Origin of the sequence: Burkholderia sp. KBS0801 (assembly GCF_005937855.2) — a bacterium.
In the GTDB taxonomy this organism is placed as follows: domain Bacteria; phylum Pseudomonadota; class Gammaproteobacteria; order Burkholderiales; family Burkholderiaceae; genus Burkholderia; species Burkholderia ambifaria.
Genome location: NZ_CP042177.1, coordinates 2,382,912 through 2,407,174, shown reverse-complemented (window position 1 = coordinate 2,407,174; position 24,263 = coordinate 2,382,912). Strand labels below are relative to the sequence as shown.

26 protein-coding genes, 1 tRNA gene and 1 pseudogene are annotated in these 24,263 nt (G+C 63.7%); 11 read left to right on the top strand and 17 right to left on the bottom strand.

Annotation, left to right across the window (positions count from 1 at the left end):
* Positions 1-41: 41 nt before the first annotated feature.
* From FFI87_RS11405 to FFI87_RS11390, 4 genes are read left to right on the top strand one after another with little or no spacing between them, the layout of a single operon-like run.
* Entirely contained in the window at positions 42-593 is a 552-nt protein-coding gene (locus tag FFI87_RS11405) for an iron transporter (RefSeq protein WP_012364292.1), read from the top strand.
* A gap of 55 nt (positions 594-648) precedes the next feature.
* Positions 649-981, top strand: coding sequence for a cupredoxin domain-containing protein (locus FFI87_RS11400; RefSeq protein ID WP_006760846.1), 333 nt, complete (start codon positions 649-651; stop codon positions 979-981).
* Positions 982-1,039: 58 nt separating this feature from the next.
* Positions 1,040-1,882, top strand: a complete 843-nt coding sequence (locus FFI87_RS11395) for an FTR1 family protein (RefSeq protein WP_012364291.1) — start codon at positions 1,040-1,042, stop codon at positions 1,880-1,882.
* Positions 1,879-3,276, top strand: coding sequence for a 4Fe-4S binding protein (locus FFI87_RS11390; protein ID WP_138847424.1), 1,398 nt, complete (start codon positions 1,879-1,881; stop codon positions 3,274-3,276). The genes FFI87_RS11395 and FFI87_RS11390 overlap by 4 nt, the downstream gene beginning before the upstream one ends.
* A 318-nt stretch (positions 3,277-3,594) precedes the next feature.
* Here the strand turns inward: FFI87_RS11390 and hemP are convergent, their stop codons facing one another.
* The 3 genes from hemP to FFI87_RS11370 form a co-directional block, all read right to left on the bottom strand.
* Entirely contained in the window at positions 3,595-3,840 is a 246-nt protein-coding gene (gene hemP / locus FFI87_RS11380; RefSeq protein WP_006760849.1) for a hemin uptake protein HemP, read from the bottom strand.
* Positions 3,841-3,978: 138 nt separating this feature from the next.
* Positions 3,979-4,461, bottom strand: coding sequence for an SRPBCC family protein (locus FFI87_RS11375; RefSeq protein ID WP_138847426.1), 483 nt, complete (start codon positions 4,459-4,461; stop codon positions 3,979-3,981).
* Between the two features lie 99 nt (positions 4,462-4,560).
* Positions 4,561-5,433, bottom strand: a complete 873-nt coding sequence (locus FFI87_RS11370; protein WP_138847427.1) for a pirin family protein — start codon at positions 5,431-5,433, stop codon at positions 4,561-4,563.
* A 122-nt stretch (positions 5,434-5,555) separates the two neighbouring features.
* Between FFI87_RS11370 and FFI87_RS11365 the strand changes: the two genes are divergently transcribed.
* On the top strand, positions 5,556-6,533 hold the full coding sequence (locus FFI87_RS11365; RefSeq protein ID WP_006754472.1) for a LysR family transcriptional regulator: 978 nt from the start codon (positions 5,556-5,558) through the stop codon (positions 6,531-6,533).
* A gap of 381 nt (positions 6,534-6,914) precedes the next feature.
* On the opposite strand, the gene FFI87_RS11360 is transcribed toward FFI87_RS11365, so the two are convergent.
* From FFI87_RS11360 to FFI87_RS11320, 9 genes are all read right to left on the bottom strand, one after another.
* A complete protein-coding gene (locus tag FFI87_RS11360; RefSeq protein ID WP_006754473.1) occupies positions 6,915-7,343 on the bottom strand; it encodes an ExbD/TolR family protein in 429 nt (142 codons plus the stop codon).
* A gap of 13 nt (positions 7,344-7,356) precedes the next feature.
* Positions 7,357-8,088 carry a MotA/TolQ/ExbB proton channel family protein gene (locus FFI87_RS11355; RefSeq protein ID WP_011657446.1) on the bottom strand — a complete coding sequence of 244 codons (732 nt, stop codon included), beginning with the start codon at positions 8,086-8,088 and terminating at the stop codon, positions 7,357-7,359.
* A 36-nt stretch (positions 8,089-8,124) separates the two neighbouring features.
* Positions 8,125-8,856 carry an energy transducer TonB gene (locus FFI87_RS11350; RefSeq protein ID WP_138847428.1) on the bottom strand — a complete coding sequence of 244 codons (732 nt, stop codon included), beginning with the start codon at positions 8,854-8,856 and terminating at the stop codon, positions 8,125-8,127.
* A 217-nt stretch (positions 8,857-9,073) separates the two neighbouring features.
* Positions 9,074-9,310 carry a bacterioferritin-associated ferredoxin gene (locus FFI87_RS11345; RefSeq protein ID WP_006755389.1) on the bottom strand — a complete coding sequence of 79 codons (237 nt, stop codon included), beginning with the start codon at positions 9,308-9,310 and terminating at the stop codon, positions 9,074-9,076.
* Positions 9,311-9,460: 150 nt separating this feature from the next.
* Positions 9,461-10,324 carry a glutamate racemase gene (murI, locus tag FFI87_RS11340; RefSeq protein WP_138847429.1) on the bottom strand — a complete coding sequence of 288 codons (864 nt, stop codon included), beginning with the start codon at positions 10,322-10,324 and terminating at the stop codon, positions 9,461-9,463.
* 46 nt (positions 10,325-10,370) lie between these two features.
* Entirely contained in the window at positions 10,371-10,847 is a 477-nt protein-coding gene (gene bfr / locus FFI87_RS11335; RefSeq protein WP_012364283.1) for a bacterioferritin, read from the bottom strand.
* Positions 10,848-11,040: 193 nt separating this feature from the next.
* Complete coding sequence (locus FFI87_RS11330) at positions 11,041-12,564, bottom strand: fumarate hydratase (RefSeq protein ID WP_006762441.1); 1,524 nt, start codon at positions 12,562-12,564, stop codon at positions 11,041-11,043.
* Between the two features lie 43 nt (positions 12,565-12,607).
* Positions 12,608-13,213 carry a TIGR00645 family protein gene (locus tag FFI87_RS11325; protein WP_011657441.1) on the bottom strand — a complete coding sequence of 202 codons (606 nt, stop codon included), beginning with the start codon at positions 13,211-13,213 and terminating at the stop codon, positions 12,608-12,610.
* Positions 13,214-13,327: 114 nt separating this feature from the next.
* The gene (locus FFI87_RS11320) at positions 13,328-14,236 is read right to left on the bottom strand and encodes a DMT family transporter (protein ID WP_138847430.1); all 909 of its coding nucleotides are present in this window, start codon (positions 14,234-14,236) and stop codon (positions 13,328-13,330) included.
* A 322-nt stretch (positions 14,237-14,558) separates the two neighbouring features.
* Between FFI87_RS11320 and acs the strand changes: the two genes are divergently transcribed.
* The 3 genes from acs to FFI87_RS11300 all read left to right on the top strand — a co-directional run bounded on the left by acs (position 14,559) and on the right by FFI87_RS11300 (position 18,990).
* Entirely contained in the window at positions 14,559-16,541 is a 1,983-nt protein-coding gene (acs, locus tag FFI87_RS11310) for an acetate--CoA ligase (protein ID WP_138847431.1), read from the top strand.
* A gap of 85 nt (positions 16,542-16,626) precedes the next feature.
* Positions 16,627-16,971 carry a DUF4212 domain-containing protein gene (locus FFI87_RS11305; RefSeq protein WP_012364279.1) on the top strand — a complete coding sequence of 115 codons (345 nt, stop codon included), beginning with the start codon at positions 16,627-16,629 and terminating at the stop codon, positions 16,969-16,971.
* 3 nt (positions 16,972-16,974) lie between these two features.
* Positions 16,975-18,990: a sodium:solute symporter family protein gene (locus FFI87_RS11300; RefSeq protein ID WP_138847432.1), complete on the top strand. Its 2,016-nt coding sequence runs from the start codon at positions 16,975-16,977 to the stop codon at positions 18,988-18,990.
* Positions 18,991-19,103: 113 nt separating this feature from the next.
* Here the strand turns inward: FFI87_RS11300 and FFI87_RS11295 are convergent.
* A pseudogene (locus tag FFI87_RS11295) lies at positions 19,104-19,208 on the bottom strand (PAAR domain-containing protein); the annotation flags it as partial.
* Between the two features lie 9 nt (positions 19,209-19,217).
* Complete coding sequence (locus FFI87_RS11290; RefSeq protein ID WP_138847433.1) at positions 19,218-19,574, bottom strand: lysozyme inhibitor LprI family protein; 357 nt, start codon at positions 19,572-19,574, stop codon at positions 19,218-19,220.
* An 812-nt stretch (positions 19,575-20,386) separates the two neighbouring features.
* On the opposite strand from FFI87_RS11290, the gene FFI87_RS11280 reads away from it, so the two are divergent.
* On the top strand, positions 20,387-20,740 hold the full coding sequence (locus FFI87_RS11280; RefSeq protein ID WP_012364277.1) for a hypothetical protein: 354 nt from the start codon (positions 20,387-20,389) through the stop codon (positions 20,738-20,740).
* A gap of 121 nt (positions 20,741-20,861) precedes the next feature.
* Positions 20,862-21,695: a competence protein CoiA gene (locus FFI87_RS11275; RefSeq protein ID WP_041489833.1), complete on the top strand. Its 834-nt coding sequence runs from the start codon at positions 20,862-20,864 to the stop codon at positions 21,693-21,695.
* A gap of 151 nt (positions 21,696-21,846) precedes the next feature.
* Here FFI87_RS11275 and FFI87_RS11270 read toward each other — a convergent pair whose 3' ends face one another.
* From FFI87_RS11270 to FFI87_RS11265, 3 genes are all read right to left on the bottom strand, one after another.
* Entirely contained in the window at positions 21,847-22,542 is a 696-nt protein-coding gene (locus tag FFI87_RS11270) for a multiprotein-bridging factor 1 family protein (protein ID WP_138848474.1), read from the bottom strand.
* Between the two features lie 366 nt (positions 22,543-22,908).
* Positions 22,909-23,058, bottom strand: a complete 150-nt coding sequence (locus FFI87_RS34450) for a hypothetical protein (RefSeq protein ID WP_175734826.1) — start codon at positions 23,056-23,058, stop codon at positions 22,909-22,911.
* A gap of 260 nt (positions 23,059-23,318) precedes the next feature.
* Positions 23,319-23,409, bottom strand: a tRNA-Ser gene (locus tag FFI87_RS11265).
* Between the two features lie 224 nt (positions 23,410-23,633).
* Here FFI87_RS11265 and FFI87_RS11260 point away from each other — a divergent pair.
* A complete protein-coding gene (locus FFI87_RS11260) occupies positions 23,634-24,254 on the top strand; it encodes an HAD family hydrolase (RefSeq protein WP_012364274.1) in 621 nt (206 codons plus the stop codon).
* Positions 24,255-24,263: the final 9 nt, after the last annotated feature.

Sequence of the window (24,263 nt, the reverse complement as noted above, 5' to 3'; positions counted from 1 at the left end):
GGGCGGTTGGCAGCGTGTCAGACAAATAACAAGGAGTGTCCATGTTGGGTTCTTCGTTCATCCGCACGTCGGTTGCGGTAGCGGCGGCGCTTGCCGCGATGTCGGCCTCGGCGGCCGAATATCCGATCGGCAAGCAGCAGATCCAGGGCGGCATGGAAATCGGCGCGGTGTACCTGCAGCCGATCACGATGGATCCGGAAGGGATGATGCGCAAGGCGTCGGATTCGGACATCCACCTCGAGGCGGATATCCACGCGGTCAAGAACAACCCGACGGGTTTCGCGGAAGGCGACTGGATGCCGTACCTGCAGGTCACGTACAAGCTGACGAAGCAGGGTGACACGAAGTGGAAGGCCGAAGGCGACCTGATGGGCATGGTCGCGAGCGACGGCCCGCACTACGGTGACAACGTGAAGCTGGCCGGCCCGGGCAAGTACCACCTGACGATGACCGTCAAGCCGCCGATGCAGTCGGGCCACATGGCGTTCGGCCGTCACGTCGACAAGGAAACCGGTGTGGGTCCGTGGTTCAAGCCCGTCACCCTCGAATACGACTTCCCGTTCGCCGGCATCGGCAAGAAGGGCGGGTACTGATCGGTGGCATCACGGACGGCGCGCTTCGGCGCGCCGTCAGCGTAGAGAACCCAGAATGAAATTTCCCCAGAAAATCGTCGCCGCAGCCGCCGCGCTGTGGCTCGCCGGCGCGGCGCATGCCGCCGATCTGCCGACGTTCAAGCTCGAGATGACGGACGGCAAGCTGAACCCCGCCCGCATCGAAGTGCCGGCCGGTCAGCGCTTCAAGATCGAGATCAGGAATACCGGCAAGGGCGCCGCCGAATTCGAGAGCGTGCAGTTGCGCAAGGAGAAGGTGCTCGCGCCGGGCGCCGATTCGTTCGTGGTCGTCGCCCCGCTGTCGCCGGGCGAGTACAAGTTTTTCGACGATTTCCACCAGCAGGCACAGGGCGTGATCGTCGCGAAGTAATGCGTTTTATCTGCGTACGGGCGCACGAGTGCCGTGCCCCGCACGTCAGGAGGATTCAATGGGTCAGATCTTGTTCATCGTCTGGCGGGAGAGCGTCGAAGCGCTGCTCGTCGTCGGCATCCTCTATGCATGGCTGAAGAACGGCGACGACGATGCGCGCCGCGGCCTGCCCTTTCTGTGGACGGGGGTGGCGGTCGGCCTGCTGATGGCCATCGGTCTCGGCGCCGCACTCGTCGGCTTCACCGAAGTGCTGTCCGGTGACGCACAGGACTATTTCCAGACCGCGATGGTGCTGATCGCCTGCGTGCTGATCGTGCAGATGGTGTTGTGGATGCGCCGGCACGGCCGCACGCTGAAGCGCGACATGGAGCAGTCGCTGCAGCAGAGCACGCGCGATTCGAACTGGTGGGGCGTTGCCGTGCTGGTCGCGCTCGCGATCGCCCGCGAAGGCAGCGAGACGGTGATCTTCCTGTACGGCCTCGGTTTCGGCCAGTCGGGGCACGTGGACGCCAGCCAGATGCTCGCGGTCGTGATCGGCCTCGGCCTCGCATTCCTCACGTTCTATCTGCTGCAGCTCGGCGGCAAGTACTTCTCGTGGCGGCATTTCTTCCGCGTCACCGAAGTGATGCTGCTGTTCCTCGGCGCGGGCCTGTTCCAGACCGGCGTCGACAAGCTGATCGACAAGGAAATCCTGCCGCTCGGCATCGCGCAGCTGTGGGACACGTCCGCGATCCTCGATGATTCCGGCACGTTCGGTTCGCTCGTCGCGACGCTGACCGGTTATCGCGCGCATCCGGCGCTGACCAACCTGGTCGCTTATGCGGTGTACTGGGCGGTCGTCTGGTTGCTGATGAAGCGCGCGAGCCGCCGTCCGGCCGTCACAGCGGGCCGCACGGCATGAGCGTGGCCGCCGCAGCCAAGCCGGGCTGGCTCGCACAGGCCGGCCAGTGGATGCAGCGCCACGGCGCGGTGATCCGCGGCATCCAGTGGGTCGTCGTCGCCGTTTATGCATTCCTGATCATCGTGCCGGCGGTGTTGCCGCTGCCGGACGATTCCGCGCACCTGTGGAACAACCTCACGCTGATCGCGCAGTTCGTGTTCTGGGGCATCTGGTGGCCGTTCGTGCTGCTGTCGATGGTGATGCTCGGCCGCGTCTGGTGCGGCGTGCTGTGCCCGGAAGGCGCGCTGACCGAGTACGCGAGCCGGTTCGGCCGCGGCGGCGCGATTCCGCGCTGGATGCGGTGGGGCGGCTGGCCGTTCGTCGCGTTCGGGCTCACGACGATCTATGGGCAGATGGTCAGCGTGTACCAGTACCCGCTCGCCGTGCTGTTCGTGCTCGGCGGCTCGACCGTCGGCGCGATCGTGATCGGCCTGCTCTACGGCCGCGAGAAGCGCGTGTGGTGCAAGTACCTGTGCCCGGTCAACGGGGTGTTCGGATTGCTGTCGCGGCTCGCGCCGATGCGCTACAAGGTCGACGAGGATGCGTGGCGCCGCTCGTACAAGAACGGCGAGCACGGACATCGCGTGATTCCGATCAACTGCGCGCCGCTCGTGCCGTTGCGCAACATGAAGGGCGCCGCCGCGTGCCACATGTGCGGCCGCTGCAGTGGCCACCGCGATGCGATCGAACTGTCGTGGCGCTCGCCGTCCGATGAGGTCGTGAACCTCGGCGCGCAACAGGCAAACCCGTGGGACACGGCGTTGATCCTGTACGGCCTGCTCGGCGTCGCGATCGGGGCGTTCCACTGGACCGTGAGCCCGTGGTTCGTGCAGATCAAGCAATTCCTCGCGGGCTGGCTGATCGACCGCGACATCACGTGGCCGCTCGAGACCAATGCACCGTGGTTCCTGCTCACGCATTACCCGGATCGCAACGACGTGTTCTCGTGGCTCGACGGCGGGCTGGTCGTTAGCTATATCGTCGGCACGGGGCTCGTGTACGGCACCGCGCTGCTGGTGCTGCTGGCCGGCGCGACGCTGATGCTCGGCCGTTTCGATCGCGTGCGTCTTCATCATCTCGCGCAGGCGCTGATCCCGATCGCGGGTGCGGGCGTGTTCCTCGGGCTGTCGGCGACGACGCTGTCGCTGCTGCGGGCCGAACATGTGCCGCTCGGCTGGGCGACGGATGTGCGCATCGCGATTCTCGTTTGTGCGAACGCGTGGAGCGCGTGGCTCGCCTGGAAGGTGACGGGACGCTATGCGGCGTGGCCGCGCCGACTGGCTGCATTCGCGTGGTTCGCGGCTGGCCTGGCCGTGATCGACAGCGCGTGGTGGTTGATGTTCTGGGGTTTCTGATGCGGGATTGAAGGCCTTGCGGCCACGCGCCGGAGTAGCAGGCGAGAGTTCCGCCGCCGGGCACAGGAGTCCGCTGAAACAGCAGCGCCGATAGCCGCAATGCCTTTTCCGTTGTCTGCGGACGCCCAAACAAAAAGCGACACGTCTTTCGACGTGTCGCTTTTTTCTTCCATGTGTGAGAACCAAAAAAGTGGCTTGGCTTGCTGGAACGGCTGCTTGAGTGTATTTGCACGAAGGGGTCTAGATCTCGCGTGCAAGCCGTTACGCTGGCTACTGCCCAACACCTCTCAGGGAGGTGGTCCCCACAATACTCTGTCGTTACTTCGTCAGGATCAGTTTGCCGAGCCGCGTGGCACGCAACTGATAGGTCTCTCCGTTATGCGCGATGCTGATGTGGCTGTGACCTTGCAGCAGCGCATCGCTGCTGAGGGTCCGTGTGCCGGCATCGCGGCTTCCGGCGGGTTTCGCCGGCGTCGTGACCGCTGCCGTCTTCTGACGGTTGCCGCTTGCGGTGCCGGTCGTGCGGCGCAAGGTCAGCGTGGTCGGGCGCGTGGTGTCGGTCATTCGGTTGATCGGTAACAGTCGATGCGATGGAATGAATTCTAAATGATAACTATTCCCATTTACAAAAACTCTTTATCGATCGATGCAACAAACCCGATAGCGTGAGTCAAAGAGGCGGCCCGTCGGCCGCCATCGACGTCAGTGGAGCGGATCGGGGTCCTTGCGCCCTTGTGCGTATTCGCGAATCAGGCGCACCGTGTCGATGTCCGACGTGCGATACGCTTCCTTGACGATACCGTGCGTGTGACGCGCTTCCTCGCTGTCGTCCGTGACGGTCAGCGTCGTGCGGTATTCGAAACGCAGGAACAGCTCATGGTCGTCGCGCTCCTCGATCGTCATCGTCAGCGAGCCGCCGATTTCACCGCCGGCCGCATGGATGTCGTAGCGCACTTGCTGGTTCGGGATGAACGTCACGCGATCGCGCACGATCGCATGCCCGTAGTGCAGTTCGCGTTCGAGCGTCGTGTCCGTCCGTTCGTGGACGACACAGCTGTCGAGACCGATCACGAACAGCTGCGGTTGTTCGGCGCGCAGCACGAGGCCTTCCCAGAGCTGGTCGCGGGTAAGGGACGGCACGGCCGGATCGTCGGAGTTGATCTGGATCAGATGTTCGAAGTTCAAGGGGACGGATTCCTTCTGGTGGCGGGCAGCCACATGGATCAAGAAGTTATTGTGACGCAAAACAAGCCGTTTCGCGGCAGCTGCGGCCCCGATTGCGCATCACGCTTCGATGCGGCCCATGCGGCCCGTCTGGTAGTCGACGACGGCCTGTCGGATCTCTTCCTCGGTATTCATCACGAACGGGCCATAGCGGACGATCGGCTCGTTGAGCGGGACGCCGCCGATCAGCAGCAGGTCGAGCGGCGTATCGCCGGCTTCAAAGGTTACCGCGTCGCCATCGTCACCGTAGACGACCATGTGCCGTGCGTCGACGGGTTGCCTGTCGGGCCCGTAGCGGCCCGCTCCGTCGAGCGGATAGGCGAATACGCGATAACCTGGCGGCACCGGCTGCGTGACCATTGCGCCCGGTTGCAGCGTGAAGTGCTGGTAGAGGATCGGCGTGCGCGTCTCGATCGCCGCACGCACACCGAACGCTTCGCCGGCGATCACGCGGACCTGCGCACGGCCGTCCGGCGACGTCGCGATCGGGATGCGGTCGGCCGGGATTTCCTGGTAGCGCGGTGCGATCAGCTTGTCGCGGCGCGGCAGGTTGACCCACAACTGGAAACCGTGCGAGCGGCCGCCCGCCTGTGCGAATTCGGGATCCGGCATTTCGCTGTGCACGACGCCCGCACCGGCCGTCATCCACTGCACGTCGCCGGGCCCGAGCGTGCCGGCATGGCCGGCCGAGTCGCGATGGCGAAAGCGCCCGTCGAGCACGTAGGTGACGGTCTCGAAGCCGCGATGCGGGTGGTCGGGCGCGCCCTTGGCCTCGCCGGGCGCATAGTCGACAGGGCCCATTTCATCGAGCAGCAGGAACGGATCGAAATCCATCAGCAGCCGGGTCGGGAACGGGCGGTGAACCACGAAGCCGCCGCCTTCGGTCGTGCGAAGCGCGGGGTAGGTGCGGTCAAGCGAGCGAGCGGTCGTCATGCAGAAGCCCTCGAAATCATCGGAATAGCGTTATTTTTGAAACATAGCGCTATTATATTGGGCGTTTTGCGGTCCGATTTACGGCGCTTCGCAATGGATTGTTCTGAAATTGGAACGATGAAATGAACATCGATGCACACAACCTGAACGACCTGATGTACTTTTCGCAGGTCGTCGAACATGGCGGGTTCTCGGCTGCGGAGCGCGTGCTGGGTATCTCGAAATCGCGCCTGTCGCGGCGCCTGACCGAACTCGAAGCGGCGCTCGGCGTGCGGCTGCTGCAGCGTTCGACGCGCAAGCTCGCACTGACCGAGGCGGGGGAGTTGTTCTACCAGCATTGCCAGGCGATGCTCGCCGAAGCCCAGGCCGCGATGAACGCCGTGCAGCAGCTGCGCTCGTCGCCGCGTGGCTCGGTGCGCGTGAGTGTCCCTGTCACGCTGTCGCAGACGATGCTGTCGCGCATCCTGCCCGAATTCCTGCACCGCTATCCCGAGGTGAAGGTTCACATCCGGGTGACGAACCGCGTGATCGACCTGTTCGAGGATTCGGTCGATGTCGCGTTGCGCGTGCGTTCGGAGCCGCCGCAGAACGCGAACATCGTCGTGCGGCCATTGTGGCGGACCGAGCAGATGCTGGTCGGCGCGCCGAGCCTGCTGAGCCAGAATGCGCCGCCGCTCGTCCCGGACGATCTGGCGCGCTTCGAGACGCTCGATACGCCGAGCGTCGACGGACGGCACGTGTTCAACCTGATCGCGCCGGACGGCACGCGTCACTTGCACGAGCACGATCCGAGGCTCGTGACGGCGGACCTGATGACGATCCGCGAGGCCGTGCTCGACGGCCTCGGTATCGCGGCGCTGCCTGAGATGATGTACGGCAATGCATTGCGCGCCGGACAGTTGTCGCCGGTGATGCCGGGCTGGACGCTGCCGGTGCCGCAACTCTATGCGGTGTTCGTGTCGCGGCAGGGGATGCCGCCCGCGGTCCGCGCGTTCGTCGACTATTTGGTCGAGAAGCTCGATCACGGCGATTACAAGCAGCCGAGCTGCCCGGAGCGCGACAAGAAGGAAGCCGCGGCCGTCGATGCTTCGTCCACCTGAATGCAAGATGCGCGTCGTGGCAAATTTGTTTTGTCATTGAAGTGCCGCCGGCAATCGCAAGTTTCAATCGCGGGGGCCTTGAATGCGTTCGCGCGCGGGCCTATATTGAAATCCCATTTCGCGAAGGAAGTTCTGAGCGGAATCAGGTGGCCGCATATATTGCGAGCCAGATAGGGCAGAACGCGCAGTCCGTGCAGACCACGGTAGCCGCATTGCGTTGCTCGAGGCGCAACCGATACCGCCGAAGAGCCCGCCGCCCGAAGGCGCCCGCGTGCGCATGAAAAAAGGCCTTCATCTGGCGATGAAGGCCTTTTACTTTGGGCGCGGCCGGCTAGGCGCGGCCGGCTAGGCGCCGCCCCCGACCCGCCAAACGCGCGTGCGTTACTTCGCCTTCGCGGTCGGCTCGGTGACGAAGCCGAGCTTCGTCAGGCCGCCGGCCTGCGCATCGGACATCACTTCCGCCACACGCTCATAGGCAACCTTGCGATCGGCGCGCAGGTGCAACTCCGGTTGCGGCTGATGCTGTGCCGCTTCCGCGATGTGTGCCTGCAGCTGCTCGCGCGTGACCGTCTGGTCGTTCCACAGGATCGTGCCGTTGCCCTGGATCGCGACGTCGACCGTTTGCGGCTTTTCGTCGACGGGCTGGCTGCTCGCATGCGGCAGGTCGATCTTCACCGCGTGCTGCATCGCCGGGATCGTCACGAGGAAGATGATCAGGAGTACGAGCATGACGTCGACGAGTGGCGTCATGTTGATCTCGCTCATCACGCCATCGTCGTCGTCATCGCTGAAGCCGGTGTTCATTGCCATGGTTCACCTCGTCTCAGCTGGCGCGCGTCGCAAGACGCAGGCCGTCGCGGGGCGACGACGACGCGAGGCGCGCGCCCGTCACGAAGTAGGCGTGCAGACCGTGTGCGAAGCGGCGCAGCTTGCTGACGACACCCTTGTTCGCGCGGGTCAGCGCGTTGTAGCCGAGCACCGCCGGAATCGCGACGAACAGGCCGAAGGCCGTCATGATCAGCGATTCGCCGACCGGGCCCGCGACCTGGTCGATCGACGTCTGGCCGGTTGCGCCGATCACGAGCAATGCGTGGTAGATGCCCCAGACCGTGCCGAACAGGCCGACGAACGGCGCCGTGCTGCCGATCGACGCGAGGATCGCGAGGCCGGCCTGCATGCGCGAGATGCCTTCGTCCATCGTGTCCTTCAGGCAGCGCGTGACCCAGTCGGACACGTCCATGCGGTCGTGCAGGTGCGGCTGCGTCTGATGGTGGTGATCGGCGGCTTCCTTGCCCGACAGCGCGAGCGCGAGGAACGGGTTGTCGCTCGGCGTCGATGCGGTGAGACCGAGCTTCTTGATGCCGTCGTCGAAGTCGTCCGAATGCCAGAACGCCTGTTCCGCATTCTTCGTGAGGCGGTTCAGGCGAATCACGTTCCAGCCCTTGACGATGATCACGATCCACGACAGGACCGACATCACGAGCAGCGTGATCGCAATGGCGCGCGTGACGAAATCACCTTGCGCCCAGACGTGCGCGATACCGTAGCTTTGCATTTTCTTGTTTCCTTTGAATCTTCCGGGTGAGGCAGGTTAGTCGGTGAGCCCGAAGTTGTAGGGCTGTGTGCGGGCGGCGCGGATCGCCTGGCCGTTCTCGATATACGGACGGCAGGTGGTCGAGCGCATCGCGTCGAGTGCGGCATCGTCGAGGCGCGGGTAACCGCTGCTCTTCTGCAGCTCGACGCTTTCGATCTTGCCGGTCACGCCGACGACGAAGTGAACATAGGCGGTGCCCGATTCGCCGCGGCGACGCGACATCGACGGGTAGTCGGGTTTCACGAAGTTGCATTGAAGCGTCGGCACGTTCTTCGGCGCGCTGACCTGCATCGTTTCGCGAGCCGGGCCGGGCGTTGCGGCCGGCGCTGCAGCTGCGGGCGCGGCGGGCGCGGGCGTCGGATCGGCAGCCGGCGCGGGCGTCGGCGACGGGGCAGGCGATTGCGCAACCGGCTGAGGCGTGGGCTTGGCCGCCTTCTGCACCGGCTTCGGCTCGACCTTCGGTTTGACGCGCGGGGTGGGCTTCGGCGGCGCGGGCTGCGGGATCGATTCAGCCGCGACCTGCTGGGCGATCGGCGCAGGCGTGATGAGCTGCGCGGTGATCGACTGCACTTCGACCGATTTCGGCGGCGGCGCGTTGCGATGGAGCCACGCAGCCGTCAGCATGATCGCGTGTGCGGCAAGCACACCGACCGCGACCGTGATGACCCGGGGATTCATACGTGGAGCAGCCGGCAGGATGCCGGCAGGAGCGGATTGCGAAGCCTGCATGTTAGCTTGAAAGAACGACGTCGCACCCGGGGCGCGGCGGGTGAATCGGCACTACTTGCGGAAGATCAGCAGCGAGATGCAAACGGTGGTCACAAATCCGATCAGCAATTCCATGACAGGCTCCTTGGCAGGTAAGCCGCTGGCTCGCGCGGAAAATGGCTTGCTGACGGTTGGACATTAAATGCGGCAGCGGCCGCATGCGCACGCTCGGCGCCGCTCAGGCGGCCTTGCGGTCGTAGAACGTGACCGGGATCGGATGAGCGTGGTGCTCGACACCGCACCGGCTCGCGCAGACGCCTTGCTCGGCCATGAGGTCGCGTACGGACTCCTCGCACTTGCCGCAGCACGTGGCCACGCCAAGCTCGAACTGGAGTTCATCGAAGGAACCCACGCCCTCGGCGAGGGACGCGCGAATCTTGCGATCCGAAACTGACTTGCACACGCAGACGATCATGATGAGTTGCGATAGCTAACGGTAATGCGAATTATTATCATTAAATTTGCGGGTGTTGACAAGCCTGGGCTCGGCTTTTTTTAAGGTCATCAGACCCTTCAAACGGCGGGGATAGCAGGAGAGGGCGTGCCGGCGGTGTGCCGGCGCGCGTCAGGCGGTCGCGCAGGCGCGCGCGTTCGGCGAGGAAATGGTGACGGATTCGACCGGCGCGTCGAGGCCAAGCAGCGTCGACGCGAGTGCGTGCAGTTGCCGGCCGTCGCCCGTCGAGCAAAAGCGCGGCGGCGCGGCACGCGTGCCGGCCGGCGCGCGCAGGCCGCGTTCGTCGAGCACCCGCGCGAGCTGGCGGGCGATGGCATCGCTCGTGTCGACGATCGTCAGGCGGTCGCCCACAATGTCACGAATCGTTTCTGTGAAGAACGGATAGTGCGTGCAGCCGAGCACCAGCGTATCGGCACCGTCGTCGAGCATCGGCTGCAGATAACGCTCGAGCAACGTGCGCAATGCGGGCGAGTTCGTGTCGCCGCGTTCGATCGCTTCGACGAGCCCGTGGCCCGGCTGGCAGATGAAGCGGCGGCCGGCGCCGTAGCGGTCGAGCAGCGCCTGGAAACGCGGGCTGTTCAGCGTCGATTGCGTCGCGAGGACGCCCGCGACGCCGGTCGTGGACAGCGCGGCGGCCGGTTTGATGCCCGGCTCGACACCGACGAGCGGTATCGACAGGCGTTCGCGGATGGCCGCGATCGCTCGCGCCGTTGCCGTGTTGCACGCGATCACGAGCGCTTTCGCCCCTTCGCGGGCGAGCCACTCGCCGATGGCCAGCGTGCGTTCCGTAATGAATGCCTCGTCGCGCGACCCGTACGGCGCGTGCTGCGAATCGGCGACGTAGACGAACGATTCGCCGGGCAGGTGCGCGCGCACGGCGCGCAGCACCGACAGGCCGCCGAGCCCCGAATCGAAGATCCCGACGGGGGCGGCGGGGCGGACCCCGGAAGCGGCTGGCTGGTGCGTCATCGTCATGCGGACGGCGAGGTGGCGGGCGTGGCGGTGGTGGCCGTGATGGCGCTTACTCGGGCGAACCCATCATCGTCTGCTGGTAGTTCTGCAGGCCGACCTTGCCGATCAGGTCGATCTGCGTTTCCAGCCAGTCGATGTGCTCTTCGGTGTCGTCGAGAATCTTTTCGAAGATCTCGCGCGACACGTAGTCACGCACCGATTCGCAGTAGGCGATCGCTTCCTTGCAGGTGTTCTGCGAGATCTGCTCGAGCTTCAGGTCGCACTTCAGGATCTCTTCGGTTTCCTCGCCGATGAGCAGCTTGTGCAGGTCCTGCAGGTTCGGCAGGCCGTCGAGCATGAACACGCGCTCGATCAGCCAGTCGGCGTGCTTCATTTCGCCGATCGACTCGTCGTATTCGTGCTTGCCGAGCTTGTCGAGGCCCCAGTGCTTGTACATGCGCGCATGCAGGAAGTATTGGTTGATCGCCGTGAGTTCGTTCTTCAGTTGGGCGTTCAGGTATTCGATGACTTTCTTGTCGCCTTGCATGGCTATTCCTTGTTCAGTGGGGCTTCAGAAACCGAACGATAATCGCTCGAACGAGAAAAGCCAAGCCTCGAAGCCTTGTCGGGCCTGCCTTTTGCGTGTAATGAGAATCAGCCTTGAGCAACGGGCCGCGTGCGAGAATGAGAATGGGAAGTAAAAAGGCCGGACTCCCGTCCGGCCTTTCGTTCGATCGCGCTTAAGCGGTTGCGACCGGGATCTTGCCGATCTTCGCCTGCCATTCCTTCGGACCGGTCTGGTGCACCGACGTGCCCGACGAATCGACGGCCACCGTCACCGGCATGTCCTGCACGTCGAACTCGTAGATCGCTTCCATGCCGAGGTCTTCGAATGCGAGCACCTTCGCGCCGCGGATCGCCTTCGACACGAGGTACGCCGCACCGCCGACCGCCATCAGGTAGGCCGCCTTGTGCTTCTTGATCGCATCGATCGCGACCGGGCCGCGTTCGGCCTTGCCGACCATCGAGATCAGACCCGTCTGAGCGAGCATCGTCTCGGTGAACTTGTCCATCCGCGTGGCCGTCGTCGGGCCTGCCGGGCCGACCACTTCGTCACGCACCGGATCGACCGGGCCCACGTAGTAGATCACGCGGTTCGTGAAGTCGACCGGCAGCTTCTCGCCCTTCGCGAGCATGTCGGCGATGCGCTTGTGCGCGGCGTCGCGGCCCGTGAGCATCTTGCCCGACAGCAGCAGCGTCTGGCCCGGCGCCCAGCTCGCGACTTCTTCCGGCGTCAGCGTGTTCAGGTCGACGCGCTTGCTGGTTTCGGTGTTCGGTTCCCACTGGACCTTCGGCCACGCGTCGAGCGACGGCGCTTCCAGCTTGGCCGGGCCGGAGCCGTCGAGCACGAAGTGCGCGTGGCGCGTGGCCGCGCAGTTCGGGATCAGCGCGACCGGCTTCGACGCCGCGTGCGTCGGAGCGGCCATGATCTTCACGTCGAGCACGGTCGCGAGGCCGCCGAGGCCCTGCGCGCCGATGCCGAGCGCGTTGACCTTCTCATGCAGCTCGACGCGCAGTTCCTCGACCCAGTCCTTCGGACCGCGCGCGATGATTTCCTGAATGTCGATCGGCTCCATCAGCGATTCCTTCGCCATCAGCATCGCCTTTTCAGCGGTGCCGCCGATGCCGATTCCGAGCATGCCCGGCGGGCACCAGCCGGCGCCCATCGTCGGGACCGTCTTCAGCACCCAGTCGACGATCGAATCCGACGGATTCAGCATCACGAACTTCGACTTGTTCTCCGAGCCGCCACCCTTCGCCGCGACCTGCACGTCGACCTTGTCGCCCGGCACGATCTCGTAGTGGATCACGGCCGGCGTGTTGTCCTTCGTGTTCTTGCGAGCGCCCTCCGGCGGGTTGACGATCGATGCGCGCAGCACGTTGTCCGGGTGCGTGTAACCGCGGCGCACGCCTTCGTTGATCATGTCGGTGAGGCCCATCGTCGCGCCGTCCCAGCGCACGTCCATGCCGACCTTCACGAAGATCGTGACGATGCCGGTGTCCTGGCAGATCGGGCGCTTGCCTTCCGCGCACATGCGGCTGTTCGTGAGGATCTGCGCGATCGCGTCCTTCGCGGCCGGGCTCTCTTCCAGCTCGTACGCGCGGCCGAGGGCCTGGATGTAGTCGAGCGGGTGGTAGTAGCTGATGTACTGCAGCGAATCCGCGATGCTCTGGATCAGGTCTTCCTGTTTGATGACGGTCATGGCTGAGACTCTGTGGGGACTGTGGGGACTGTGGGGAATGCGTTTATGCGTTGACGGCTGCTTCGGCCGGCTTGCGGGACTCGTTCGCTGCCGGCGCGTGCGTCTCGTGGAAATGGGCCGGGTGCGTATGGGTCGTCAGGCGGTCGACCCACGCCATCACGAGCGCCGATACGAGGAACGACACGTGGATGATCACCTGCCACATGATCGCGTGCGTCGTGTGCTGGTCCGGGTTGATGAAGGTCTTCAGCAGGTGGATCGACGAAATGCTGATCAGCGCCATCGACAGCTTGACCTTCAGCACGCCCGCGTTCACGTGGTCGAGCCATTCGGGCTCGTCGGGATGGCCCTCGATGCCGAGGCGCGACACGAACGTTTCGTAGCCGCCGACGATCACCATGATCAGCAGGTTCGAGATCATCACGACGTCGATCAGGCCGAGCACCGCGAGCATCACGCTGATCTCGTCGAGGCTGGTCGCGTGCGACAGCAGATGCCAGACTTCTTTCAGGAACAGGAATACATAGACGGCCTGCGCGACGATCAGGCCCAGATAAAGCGGCACCTGGAGCCAGCGGCTCATGAAGATCAGCGCGGGAAGGGGGCGTAGCGAGCGACGGGTGTGGCCGGGCGAATGCGAGGCAGACATGATGGAGGTACAGGGCGCTGTGCGCAGGTATCGGGGGTAATCTCGAAAAGGCGCGCTATTGTAACGCGTTGGCCGGCGCGACTGCAGCGACGCGCCGGGAGGGCAGGGGCCGGATCAGGAAGCCGCGGCCGGCGCGCGTTTCACGCGCAGGCTCGCGAGCACGATGCCGGTGACGACGCACGCGAGCGCGATGCCGTGCGCGAGCGTCGGGCGTTCGCCGAGGAACGCGATGCCGTACGCGGCGGCCGCGACCGGCAGCACCGCGCTGAACACGCCGGCGAGGCTGCCCGGCACGTGCCGGATGCCCTTCATCCACAGCCAGAACGAGAAGATGCTGGCCGACAGCCCGTACCAGACGACGAGCGCCCACGTAGCGGCCGGCACGCTCGCGTAATCGAACTGCCACATCGCCGTCGCGCCGAGCGGCAGCATCAGGAACAGGCCGAACAGGTGCGTGTACGCGCAGATGTCGATGGGGGCGAGCGTCTGCGTGAGCCGGCGCGACAGGATCACGTAGATCGATTCGCAGCAGACGGCGCCGAGGATGAGCAGATTGCCGGTCAGCGAGCCGGACGAGGCGGCGCCGGCGTCGTGCGCGGACGTACCGCCGTTCGCGAGATTGATCGTCACGACGCCGGCGATCGCGAGCGCGATCGACACGAGCGCACGGCCGTTCGGTTTTTCACGCAGGATCAGCCACGCGAACAGCGCGACGATGGCGGGGATCGTGCTGGTGATCACGCCGGCCGCGACCGCGCTCGTGCGTTGCACGCCGTTGAGCATCAGCAGCGTGAACATGAAGGTGCCGAAGAACGCCTGCAGGAACAGGTTCAACCATTCCGCGCGCCGGACCGCGCGCATCTTCACCGGGCTGAACAGCGGCCACAGGACGGCGATCGCGATCACGAAGCGCAGCGTGGCGAGGATGGCGACCGGGACGAAGACGACGATGGATTTACCGATACCGACGTTGCTGCCGACAAACAGCATCGACAGAACGAGGAAGAGGGCGTAGCGATTCAAGCTGGAGTCCGGGGGGCGAGTTCAGTTACGATTGTAGGGGCGCAGTTGTAACAGCGTAAAGCCGGCGGTCAAGCGCCGACCGTAGCGTGGCAGTGTGCTAAACGGCGAGGCCCCGTAAGTGACGGGTAAGTTCGAGCGCTTATCGTGGAAATCGCCGGGCCGTACGCTCACCGTCGCGTGACGTGGTGCGGCGCAGCATCGTGCGTGCCTTCGGGGCGCGCGCAGGTGGTGGGAGACAGCGGCGCGATCGTGCGCCGGCCAAGACGCGGTGCGCACGATCGCGCCGCCATGCAGAGGATTCATGTTCACCAAGGGGTAGTCGATGTCTGCGATTGAATCGGTTCTTCACGAAACCCGTCAGTTTGCGCCGCCCGCGGCGCTCGCAAAGGCGGCAACCATTTCCGGCATGCCGGCCTACGAGGCACTCGCCGCCGAAGCCGAGCGCGATTACGAGGGCTTCTGGGCGCGTCTCGCCCGCGAAGGCCTTTCGTGGCACAAGCCGTTCACGAAGGTGCTCGACGAGAGCGACGCGCCGTTCTACAAGTGGTTCGACGACGGCGAACTCAACGCGTCGTACAACTGCCTCGACCGCCACGTCGAAGCCGGCAACGGCGAGCGCGTCGCGGTGATCTTCGAGGCCGACGACGGCACCGTCACGCGCGTCACCTACGCCGATCTCCTCGCACGCGTGTCGCGCTTCGCGAATGCGCTGAAGAAACGCGGAATCGCGAAGGGCGATCGCGTCGTCATCTACATGCCGATGTCGATCGAGGGCATCGTCGCGATGCAGGCCTGCGCGCGCATCGGCGCGACGCACTCGGTCGTGTTCGGCGGCTTTTCCGCGAAATCGCTGAACGAACGGCTCGTCGACGTCGGCGCGGTCGCGCTGATCACCGCCGACGAGCAGGCGCGCGGCGGCAAGACGCTGCCGCTCAAGAGCATCGCCGATGAAGCGATCGCGATGGGCGGCTGCGACGCGGTGAAGAGCGTGATCGTCTATCGCCGCACCGGCGGCAAGGTCGACTGGCACGCCGGGCGAGACCTGTGGATGCACGAACTCGCCCACGCCGAATCCGACACGTGCGCGCCGGAATGGGTCGGCGCCGAGCATCCGCTGTTCATCCTGTATACGTCGGGCTCGACCGGCAAGCCGAAGGGCGTGCAGCACAGCACCGGCGGCTACCTGCTGTGGGCCGCGCAGACGATGAAGTGGACCTTCGACTGGAAGCCGACCGACGTGTTCTGGTGCACGGCCGACATCGGCTGGGTCACCGGCCACACGTACATCACGTACGGGCCGCTTGCGTGCGGCGGCACGCAGGTCGTGTTCGAGGGCGTGCCGACCTATCCGGACGCCGGGCGCTTCTGGAAGATGATCGGCGATCACAAGGTCACAGTGTTCTACACCGCGCCGACCGCGATCCGCTCGCTGATCAAGGCCGCCGAAGCCGACGACAAGGTCCACCCGAAGAGCTACGACCTGTCGAGCCTGCGCATCATCGGCACCGTCGGCGAGCCGATCAATCCGGAAGCGTGGATGTGGTACCACAAGCACGTCGGCCAGGAGCGCTGCCCGATCGTCGATACGTGGTGGCAGACCGAGACGGGCGGCCACATGATCACGCCGCTTCCGGGCGCGACGCCGACGGTGCCGGGTTCGTGCACGCTGCCGCTGCCGGGGATCATGGCCGCGGTGGTCGACGAGACCGGCCAGGACGTGCCGAACGGGCAAGGCGGGATCCTGGTCGTCAAGCGGCCGTGGCCCGCGATGATCCGCACGATCTGGGGCGACCCGGAGCGGTTCAAGAAGAGCTATTACCCGGAAGAACTGGGCGGCCGGCTGTATCTGGCCGGCGACGGCACGGTGCGCGACAAGGACACCGGCTACTTCACGATCATGGGCCGCATCGACGACGTGCTGAACGTGTCGGGCCACCGGCTCGGCACGATGGAGATCGAGTCGGCGCTGGTCTCGCATGAGCTGGTGGCGGAAGCGGCGGTGGTCGGCCGTCCGGACGACACGACGGGCGAGGCGGTGGTCGCGTTCGTGGTGCTGAAGCGTTCGCGTCCGGAAGGCGAGGAAGCGGCGGCGCTCGCGAAGACTTTGCGCGACTGGGTCGGCAAGCAGATCGGGCCGATCGCGAAGCCGAAGGACATCCGCTTCGGCGACAACCTGCCGAAGACGCGCTCGGGCAAGATCATGCGGCGCCTGCTGCGCTCGCTCGCGAAGGGCGAAGCGATCACGCAGGACACGTCCACGCTCGAGAACCCGGCGATCCTCGATCAGCTCGCCGAAGTGCGCTGATCGAACCCGTTGCGCACGTCGTGCGCACGAGCCCCCGCGCGGCAATCCCGATTGTCCGCGCAGGGGCTTTTTGCTAAATAACGGCATGACCGTTCCGTCCCGTCCGGCGCGTGCCGCGCCGCCGCCCGTTCCCGAGCCGCTCGCGCGCGCTCATGCGCGCTATTGGCGCTTCAACGTCGCGCTGATCCTGGTGCTGATGGCGATCGGCTTCACGGTGTCGTTCGTCGTGCCGTTCTTCGCGCCCGCGCTCGCGGGCATTCGCTTCGCCGGTTTCAGCCTGCCGTTCTATGTCGGCGCGCAGGGCGCGATTCTCGTGTATCTCGTGTTGATCGTCGTCTACATCGGCCTGATGCAGCGCGCGGACCGCGCGCTGCGGCGTGCGTACGACGAGCATGCCGCGCAGGCGGGCAATCCGCACCATGCCCGCTGATCCATGCTGACGCATCGACTGATTCGCGCGTACGCGCTCTATACGCTCGGCTTTCTGGGCTTCGTGCTGCTGCTGTGGCGGATCGAGCGCGCGGCCGGCTCCGGCGTCTGGATCGGCTACGTGTTCCTGTTCGTGCCGATCGCCGTGTATGCGGTGATCGGGCTGCTGTCGCGCACGTCCGATCTCGTCGAATACTACGTGGCGGGGCGGCGCGTGCCGTCCGCGTTCAACGGGATGGCGACCGCGGCCGACTGGCTGTCGGCCGCGTCGTTCATAGGTCTCGCCGGGTCGCTTTACGCGACCGGCTACGATGCGCTCGCCTACGTGATGGGTTGGACGGGCGGGTTCTGCCTCGTCGCGTTCCTGCTCGCGCCGTACGTGCGCAAGCTCGCGCGCTACACGATCCCCGATTTTCTCGGCACGCGCTTTTCGAGTACGGCCGTGCGCGCGCTTGCGGCCGGTGCGGCGATCCTGTGCTCGTTCGTTTATCTGGTCGCGCAGATCCAGGGGATCGGGCTGATCGCGACGCGCTTCATTGGCGTCGACTTCGCGATCGGCATCTTCTGCGGGCTCGCGGGCATTCTCGTCTGCTCGTTTCTCGGCGGCATGCGCGCGGTCACATGGACGCAGGTCGCGCAGTACATCATCCTGATCAGCGCGATCCTGATCCCCGTGTCGCTGATCGCGATGAAGAACGGGCTCGGGCCCGTGCCGCAGTTCAATTACGGCAAGCTGATGGAGCGTGTGGCGGCGCGCGAGGCGCAGGTGCGCGACGCGGCCGAGGAGCAGCAGGTGCGCGATGCGTATCGCCGGCAGGCTGCGCTCGTCCAGGGGCAGCTCGATCGCTTGCCCGGATCGTATGCGGACGCACGCCGGCAACTCGTCGACCAGCTTGCGGACCTGCGGCGCCACAACGGGCCGCTGCGCGAGATCAACCAGCGCGAGCGCGAGCTGGCCGACTTCCCGCGCGACCCGACGGGCGCGCGCGTGATCTGGACCCAGGCGCGCGACGACCTGCTGGCACGCGCCGAGCCACCCGTGCCGATGCACGAGCCGTTTCCTGCCGCGAGCGACGACGAGCGCAAGCCGCGCGAGCGGAATTTCCTGGCGCTGCTGCTGTGCCTGTCGCTCGGCACCGCGAGCCTGCCGCACATCCTCACGCGCTACAACACGACGACGTCGGTTGCGTCCGCGCGGCGCTCGGTCGGCTGGACGCTGTTCTTCATCGCGCTGTTCTACCTGAGCGTGCCGGTGCTCGCGGTGATGATCAAGTACGAGATTCTCACCAGCCTTGTCGGGCGGCCGATCGCCGAACTGCCTGCGTGGGTCACGCAGTGGCATCACTTCGAACCGGACCTGATCAGCGTCGTCGAGGTGATTCGCGACGGCATCGTCCACTGGTCGGAAATCCAGATGCAGCCGGACATGGTCGTGCTGGCCGCGCCGGAGATCGCGGGGCTGCCGTATGTCGTGTCGGGGTTGATCGCGGCTGGTGCGTTGGCTGCCGCGCTGTCGACCGCGGACGGATTGCTGCTGACGATCGCGAATGCGTTGTCGCACGACGTCTATTACTGCATGGTCGCGCCCGATGCATCGAGCCAGCGGCGCGTGACGGTCTCGAAGGTGCTGCTGCTCGGCGTCGCGCTGTTCGCGTCGTATGTCGCGTCGCTCAATACGGGGAAGATTCTGTTTCTCGTCGGTGCGGCGTTTTCGCTCGCGGCGTCCAGTTTCTTTCCGGTGCTCGTGCTGGGGGTGTTCTGGAAACGGACGACGACGCGCGGCGCGATCGCCGGGATGGTGACGGGGCTTGCCGTTTGTGTGTATTACATCGTGTCGACGTATCCGTTTTTCACGCAGCTCACCGGGTTTGCCGGTCGGACGTGGTTCGGGATCGAGCCGATCAGTTCAGGCGTATTCGGCGTGCCGGCGGGGTTTGTGGTGGCGATCGCGGTCAGTCTGGTCGATCGGGAGCCGGATGAGTATACGCGGGCGTTGGTGGATTATATTCGGCATCCGTGAGGGGAGTCGCTTGGGACGGCCAACAGGGGGCGGTTTGGGAGGGGCGGGGCGGCGGGCCACAAACGAAAATGCCCGCTTGCGCGGGCATTTGAATTCTGGCGGAGAGAGGGGCCGCCGTTGCGGGCGACATACCGGCCGTCGAATCGCATCGTCGTAAAACCAGTTTCGACTTTTCCTCTGTGGTCGGTGTCATCTCCTACGCGAATTAAATTCATCATATCAGCCCACTATTTCACGAGAAGTGTTTTCAAATAATCGACTCGTTGTTTGGTTATCGTGGCTAGACAATCTTTCGTAATTAGACCGGGGCCGGCACCTTGGGATTGCGATGCCTCGGCTGCGATATATCCGTTACACTGCTTGTCCCGGTAATTGAGCCAAGCCCTCTGAGATTGCTCAAACTCGTTTTTGTACTGTGTGGAAGAGTACAATTTTTGATAGATTGTATTGAGTTCTTTTTTTGAGTTATCCAGGGTTTGATTGGTGCACGACAAGTCGTCGTATACGTTTCCGCTATTGGCGCACGCATCGGCAAAAGCGGTGAGGGGTAAGAGAAAAAATACGAGTGGGATGATTTTTTTCATGGCTCTATTAAAAATTACTGATTTTCTGATTCCGGCAGTGCTATGGTGACACGGTCCGGTCAAAAAGGAATTAGACCTTGGATTGTTCCATGCACGTGAATCGCGCGTCCCTTTCCGTAGCTGTATCCAGTGATGCTTGCTTGACGAACAACATCCTCAACCCATGCTCTTGTTGCGTCCGTTGCCTCGTCTAAGACATAGGGATTTGCATAGCTCCGATTGTTGCCCACGAGGGACGGGCCGCCGTTTGCCCTATCTTGCAAATGAGCGATAACCATGGCCCTTACCCTTGCAGGGACTCTACTCTCGGGAACATCTTGTACGCATCCGTAAGCGCCTACCCTTCTGGTATTAATGTCTGAAAACTGCCGTCTATCATTAATTACGCCCCTAAAGATACTCCAATTTTTGATGCCCGACATCGCTCGGTTTATGATGGTATCGACAACTGCACCAGCCTGATTGGCCAAGGTTTCATCATCCAGACTGGCTGCAACCTCTGCCGGGTGATCCCGTGTTGGAGTACAAGCGCTACACGTTCATCCAACTCACGACCGACGCTCACTTCCCGGAGGCGATCAACAAACGGCGGACGCAGGCCGGTCAACTGACTCCACCGGTCCAAGGTAGTTGGCGAGAACAACGAAGCTCCGGGCCCTATCCGAACGCGAGCGCCGGACCTGGATCGCGTCCCATCGCCTGATAGAGATTGCACGCATAGCCGGCAACGTGCTAACACCCTAAGCTTGTGAAGCTTGCCGATTCCATTGCAATGGCGTTGGTGCGGGCAAGCTGATCAAAAGGAACATGACATGAATAAGACGGGGATCTATGTGACGCTCGCGGCGGCAATTCTGCTGACCGGTTGCGCGACGAAGAACTACGGCCGCGAGGGGCAATTGACCGGCTTCGAGAAATCCACCATGACCTGCCGAGAAATTGACCTTGAAACCGCCAAGGTCGACGGCTTTGTTCAGCACGTTGACGAGGAAAGTCGTTTCGATGGTCGGTCGATCTTGTCGTTTCTTGGCGACTTTGGGATCGGCAATGTGATGGAGAAGGACGCGGCGCTCAAAAGCGCGAACGATCGTCGTGCTGCTCTTTCCAACCTGCGTGCGTCGAAGAACTGTGGCGTCCACACCGATTCTGCGGCCGCAACGCAATAGGGGAGTGACGATCTGTGTGCAAGTGTCCGGTGCCGCCATTGCTCATCGCGTCGCAGCACGTCATGTCGGTCGATGTGTGACGGCGGCGTGATTCACGAATCAGATGCGATGGGGATAGCAGGTGCAGTTCGCGATCGTTGAAAATCAGCGCCGAGAGGCGTTTCCAGGCGGCCACGGCGTGTGTCCGACATGCGGAGCAGCAACCATTGCGAAATGCGGCCCGCGGGTCATGCATCATTGGGCGCACGCTAGCCGCCGCGACTGTGATCCGTGGTGGGAGAATGAAACGCCGTGGCATCGCGAGTGGAAAAACCTGTTTCCAGCGGCCTGCCGAGAAATTTCACACGTCGCACCTGACGGTGAAATCCATCGGGCAGATATCAAGACACCGACAGGCATTGTTATCGAAGTTCAACATTCCGCCATGACCGGCGCCGAGCGAACTTCCCGCGAATCGTTCTACGGCAACCTCGTGTGGGTTATCGACGGGCGCGGATTTCGGCAGAATTTTGACATTTACCACGCGCTGCCCGACCCGGCGTCGGAGCCGGCTCGCGATCTGGTTTGGGCGAAGGCTCGGCGAGAGTTGCGCGGTGCAGCGGGCGGGATGTTTTTTAGGCTAACAGAGTGCCACGTACACAATCCGAACGCGACCAAGGCGGATTTGGGCGACGGCTTGCATCGAATTCACTGGATCGACGAAATCGATGCGGACCTAGCGCGCGCGTACAGTGGGCACCACCAATACGATTGGGTCCGGCCGCGAAGTACGTGGCTTGATGCAGCGTGCCCGGTCTACATCGACTTCGGCGAGGACTGGCTTGCACAACTCATGACGTACGATGAATCGGGGCTGCGCTGCATGCGGTACGTTGCAAAGAGGAAATTTGTCCACGATGTCATGGTCGAGACGGATGCCCGCGCTATCGCAACGAGTTTCTATCCGATCGGTTAGATGCTTGCAGGCCGGATATGCCGAGCGACGCATGTTGACGGCTGCGCAACGCGGAAATTAAAGCGAAGTCGGCGTCAGGTGTTACGGCGCGCGGGGGCCCTGCTGCGACCGCTCGACGTGGCCCGGCCTTCGGAATTGAAAACTTCGTTCCTTACAAGCCAAGCCCCCCGGACCTTGGGGTCGCAAATTGCTCCGGCTCCTTGCCGAGCGGAAAGGCGACTACGTACAGCACGTTGATGGGCATCGGCTTGCTGTTCTCGTCTGCCCCGAACTTCACCTGCATCTTCCGTTCTGCGTAGCGTAGCGAGACACCGAGTGTCTTGAGCGCGTCGATGTGACACTGCAACTCGTCGTACACATCAAATTTTTGGGTTTCGCTGAACGCATCGGCGCAATCCCGGAAATCTCGTAAATAGTCCACAAGCATGGCAAAAGTCTCATCTGCTTCGCGGGTCAACTCGAAAGCCGGTTCAGATAAGTCCGCGTGGCAGGTTTCCGCGAGCTTCGCCAATTGCTTGCCCGTGGTCAAGGGAAGTGCCGTCAAGGTGACATGCTCCCGGTCAAACTTTTCCTTCTCTGCCTTGAATTCTTCTTCGGATGGGATCGAGAACGGCTTGTTGAGCGCATCGATATCTTCGAACTCGAATGCACTGGCGAGCGCGCGCCGGGTATCGAGGCTGGCGGACAAGCCTTGCTCGACACGCTGGACCGTGCGCACGCTCAGTCCCGAAATCGCCGCCAGTTGTTCTTGTGACCATTGCCGTGTCTCCCGGAACAACTTGATGCACACGGCCAGTTCGGCCGGGGTGAGCATGCGGCTTTGTTGAGAGTTTCCGGTACCGTTCATTTCGTAGCTCCATCGTGTTGATTGATGTAGCGAAGTATGGGGAGCGAAACGCCGACGCAACACGACAGGAACCCGACAGTCCACCGACAGACGCAAGCAGTCTGAGGTCACATGGCCGTCAAGGCCGATGTCCGGCGTACCACCAACCGAAGCTTGCGGGTCGGAGATCGGAGAAAGTTTTTCGGTCGCGATGAATTGGGCTGGGCGCGCGTGAGTCGACGCTACCACGTGGGCGGTCGTGCTCGCGAGTCGCTGATCGTGCATCAGTAGGATGTGCTCGACAGCAGCGCGACCACTGGCCAGAATTTCGAACGCTTCAGCTTTCTTTCCTGCTTCTAGACGACGGCGGCCCGACAACGCCGCGTTTCATGGACCGATGTGTACAACTGTCGATGCCGTTATGAAATCTGTATCGGGCTTGCCGTGTTCGTCGAGCGTGCCGTTATGGGCTTCCATGTCGGCCGTCAGCGCTCCGGTACTGCCGACTTTCAGGACAATAGTGCGCATGTCGTCCATTTCTGCATTGGGTGCGAACTCATACTCACCTCTAGTGTCTGCCAGCAGGTCTATATCGAGTTTGCGCTGCGCACCGAACCTGACGGTGAGCCGTGGCTCATTGCGCGTGACGTAGTGGGAACGGACAACTACTGTGGGTATGAGAAGCAGCGAAGTTCAGTGACCCGGCTGGGTTTTGGCCGGATGATGGGGCGCATGATGGGTCAAAAAACAAAAAGCCCCGCAAATCGATTGATTTTGCGGGGCTTTCGCACTGATTCTGGCGGAGAGAGGGGGATTCGAACCCCCGATAGGCGATTAACCTATACACGCTTTCCAGGCGTGCGACTTAAACCACTCATCCATCTCTCCGGAAGACCGAGAGTATAGCAAACTCCCGCGGCCTCCCGCCACCCCCTTCGACGAGAGGCTGTAAGCTGCCGGAAATCCGGTTTCCGTGGCCCGCGCGTCCGTGCCGCCGTGCGCGATCCTTGCGGCGATAGACTCGCTCGCCGCGCTCGACGTGATCGGGGATGACCGCCCCCGCCCCCAAGTCTGCTATCTTCCCCGGCATCTCATCGCGTCCCCGCCTCTCCATGACTGACCGCATCGTCGCCGCGTTCGATTTCGACGGCACCATCACGACCACCGACAGCTTCCGCCATTTCGTCCGCTACGCCGTCGGCACGCCGCGCTTCGCGTGGGCCGGGCTGCGCGCGCTGCCGTGGATCGTCGCGATGAAAGCCGGGCTGCTGTCGCGCGGCGATGCGAAGGCGAAGTTCGCGTGGTTTGCATTCGGCCCGATGGGCGACGACGCGCTCGATGCGCTCGCGCGCCGATTCGTCGACGGCTATCTGCCGAACCTCGTGCGTCCCGACATGCTGGAACGGGTGCGCGAGCATCGTGCGCGTGGGCACGAAGTCGTGCTGGTGAGCGCGTCGCCGTCGCTGTATCTGGAGAAGTGGGCGAAGACGGCGGGCATCGATACGGTGCTCGCGACGCGCCTCGCGTTCGAGCGCGGCAGGTTCACCGGGCGGCTGAACGGCGAGAACTGCTGGGGCCCGCAGAAAGTCGTGCGGCTGCGCGGCTGGTGGGGAAATCGGACACCCGCGAAACTGTTCGCCTACGGCGACAGCCGCGGCGACAAGGAAATGGCCGAACTCGCGAACTGGGCATGGATCCGCGGGCACGGACCGATGCCGCCGATCGGCGACTGATGAATTGAC

Bases quoted from the DNA above. Each gene is read 5' to 3' on its own strand.
- FFI87_RS11405 (WP_012364292.1), top strand. From the start codon at position 42: ATGTTGGGTTCTTCGTTCATCCGCACGTCGGTTGCGGTAGCGGCGGCG.
- FFI87_RS11400 (WP_006760846.1), top strand. From the start codon at position 649: ATGAAATTTCCCCAGAAAATCGTCGCCGCAGCCGCCGCGCTGTGGCTC.
- FFI87_RS11395 (WP_012364291.1), top strand. From the start codon at position 1,040: ATGGGTCAGATCTTGTTCATCGTCTGGCGGGAGAGCGTCGAAGCGCTG.
- FFI87_RS11390 (WP_138847424.1), top strand. From the start codon at position 1,879: ATGAGCGTGGCCGCCGCAGCCAAGCCGGGCTGGCTCGCACAGGCCGGC.
- hemP (WP_006760849.1), bottom strand. From the start codon at position 3,840: ATGACCGACACCACGCGCCCGACCACGCTGACCTTGCGCCGCACGACC.
- FFI87_RS11370 (WP_138847427.1), bottom strand. From the start codon at position 5,433: ATGACGACCGCTCGCTCGCTTGACCGCACCTACCCCGCGCTTCGCACG.
- FFI87_RS11365 (WP_006754472.1), top strand. From the start codon at position 5,556: ATGAACATCGATGCACACAACCTGAACGACCTGATGTACTTTTCGCAG.
- FFI87_RS11360 (WP_006754473.1), bottom strand. From the start codon at position 7,343: ATGGCAATGAACACCGGCTTCAGCGATGACGACGACGATGGCGTGATG.
- FFI87_RS11355 (WP_011657446.1), bottom strand. From the start codon at position 8,088: ATGCAAAGCTACGGTATCGCGCACGTCTGGGCGCAAGGTGATTTCGTC.
- FFI87_RS11350 (WP_138847428.1), bottom strand. From the start codon at position 8,856: ATGCAGGCTTCGCAATCCGCTCCTGCCGGCATCCTGCCGGCTGCTCCA.
- FFI87_RS11345 (WP_006755389.1), bottom strand. From the start codon at position 9,310: ATGATCGTCTGCGTGTGCAAGTCAGTTTCGGATCGCAAGATTCGCGCG.
- murI (WP_138847429.1), bottom strand. From the start codon at position 10,324: ATGACGATGACGCACCAGCCAGCCGCTTCCGGGGTCCGCCCCGCCGCC.
- bfr (WP_012364283.1), bottom strand. From the start codon at position 10,847: ATGCAAGGCGACAAGAAAGTCATCGAATACCTGAACGCCCAACTGAAG.
- FFI87_RS11330 (WP_006762441.1), bottom strand. From the start codon at position 12,564: ATGACCGTCATCAAACAGGAAGACCTGATCCAGAGCATCGCGGATTCG.
- FFI87_RS11325 (WP_011657441.1), bottom strand. From the start codon at position 13,213: ATGTCTGCCTCGCATTCGCCCGGCCACACCCGTCGCTCGCTACGCCCC.
- acs (WP_138847431.1), top strand. From the start codon at position 14,559: ATGTCTGCGATTGAATCGGTTCTTCACGAAACCCGTCAGTTTGCGCCG.
- FFI87_RS11305 (WP_012364279.1), top strand. From the start codon at position 16,627: ATGACCGTTCCGTCCCGTCCGGCGCGTGCCGCGCCGCCGCCCGTTCCC.
- FFI87_RS11300 (WP_138847432.1), top strand. From the start codon at position 16,975: ATGCTGACGCATCGACTGATTCGCGCGTACGCGCTCTATACGCTCGGC.
- FFI87_RS11290 (WP_138847433.1), bottom strand. From the start codon at position 19,574: ATGAAAAAAATCATCCCACTCGTATTTTTTCTCTTACCCCTCACCGCT.
- FFI87_RS11280 (WP_012364277.1), top strand. From the start codon at position 20,387: ATGAATAAGACGGGGATCTATGTGACGCTCGCGGCGGCAATTCTGCTG.
- FFI87_RS11270 (WP_138848474.1), bottom strand. From the start codon at position 22,542: ATGAACGGTACCGGAAACTCTCAACAAAGCCGCATGCTCACCCCGGCC.
- FFI87_RS34450 (WP_175734826.1), bottom strand. From the start codon at position 23,058: ATGGACGACATGCGCACTATTGTCCTGAAAGTCGGCAGTACCGGAGCG.
- FFI87_RS11260 (WP_012364274.1), top strand. From the start codon at position 23,634: ATGACTGACCGCATCGTCGCCGCGTTCGATTTCGACGGCACCATCACG.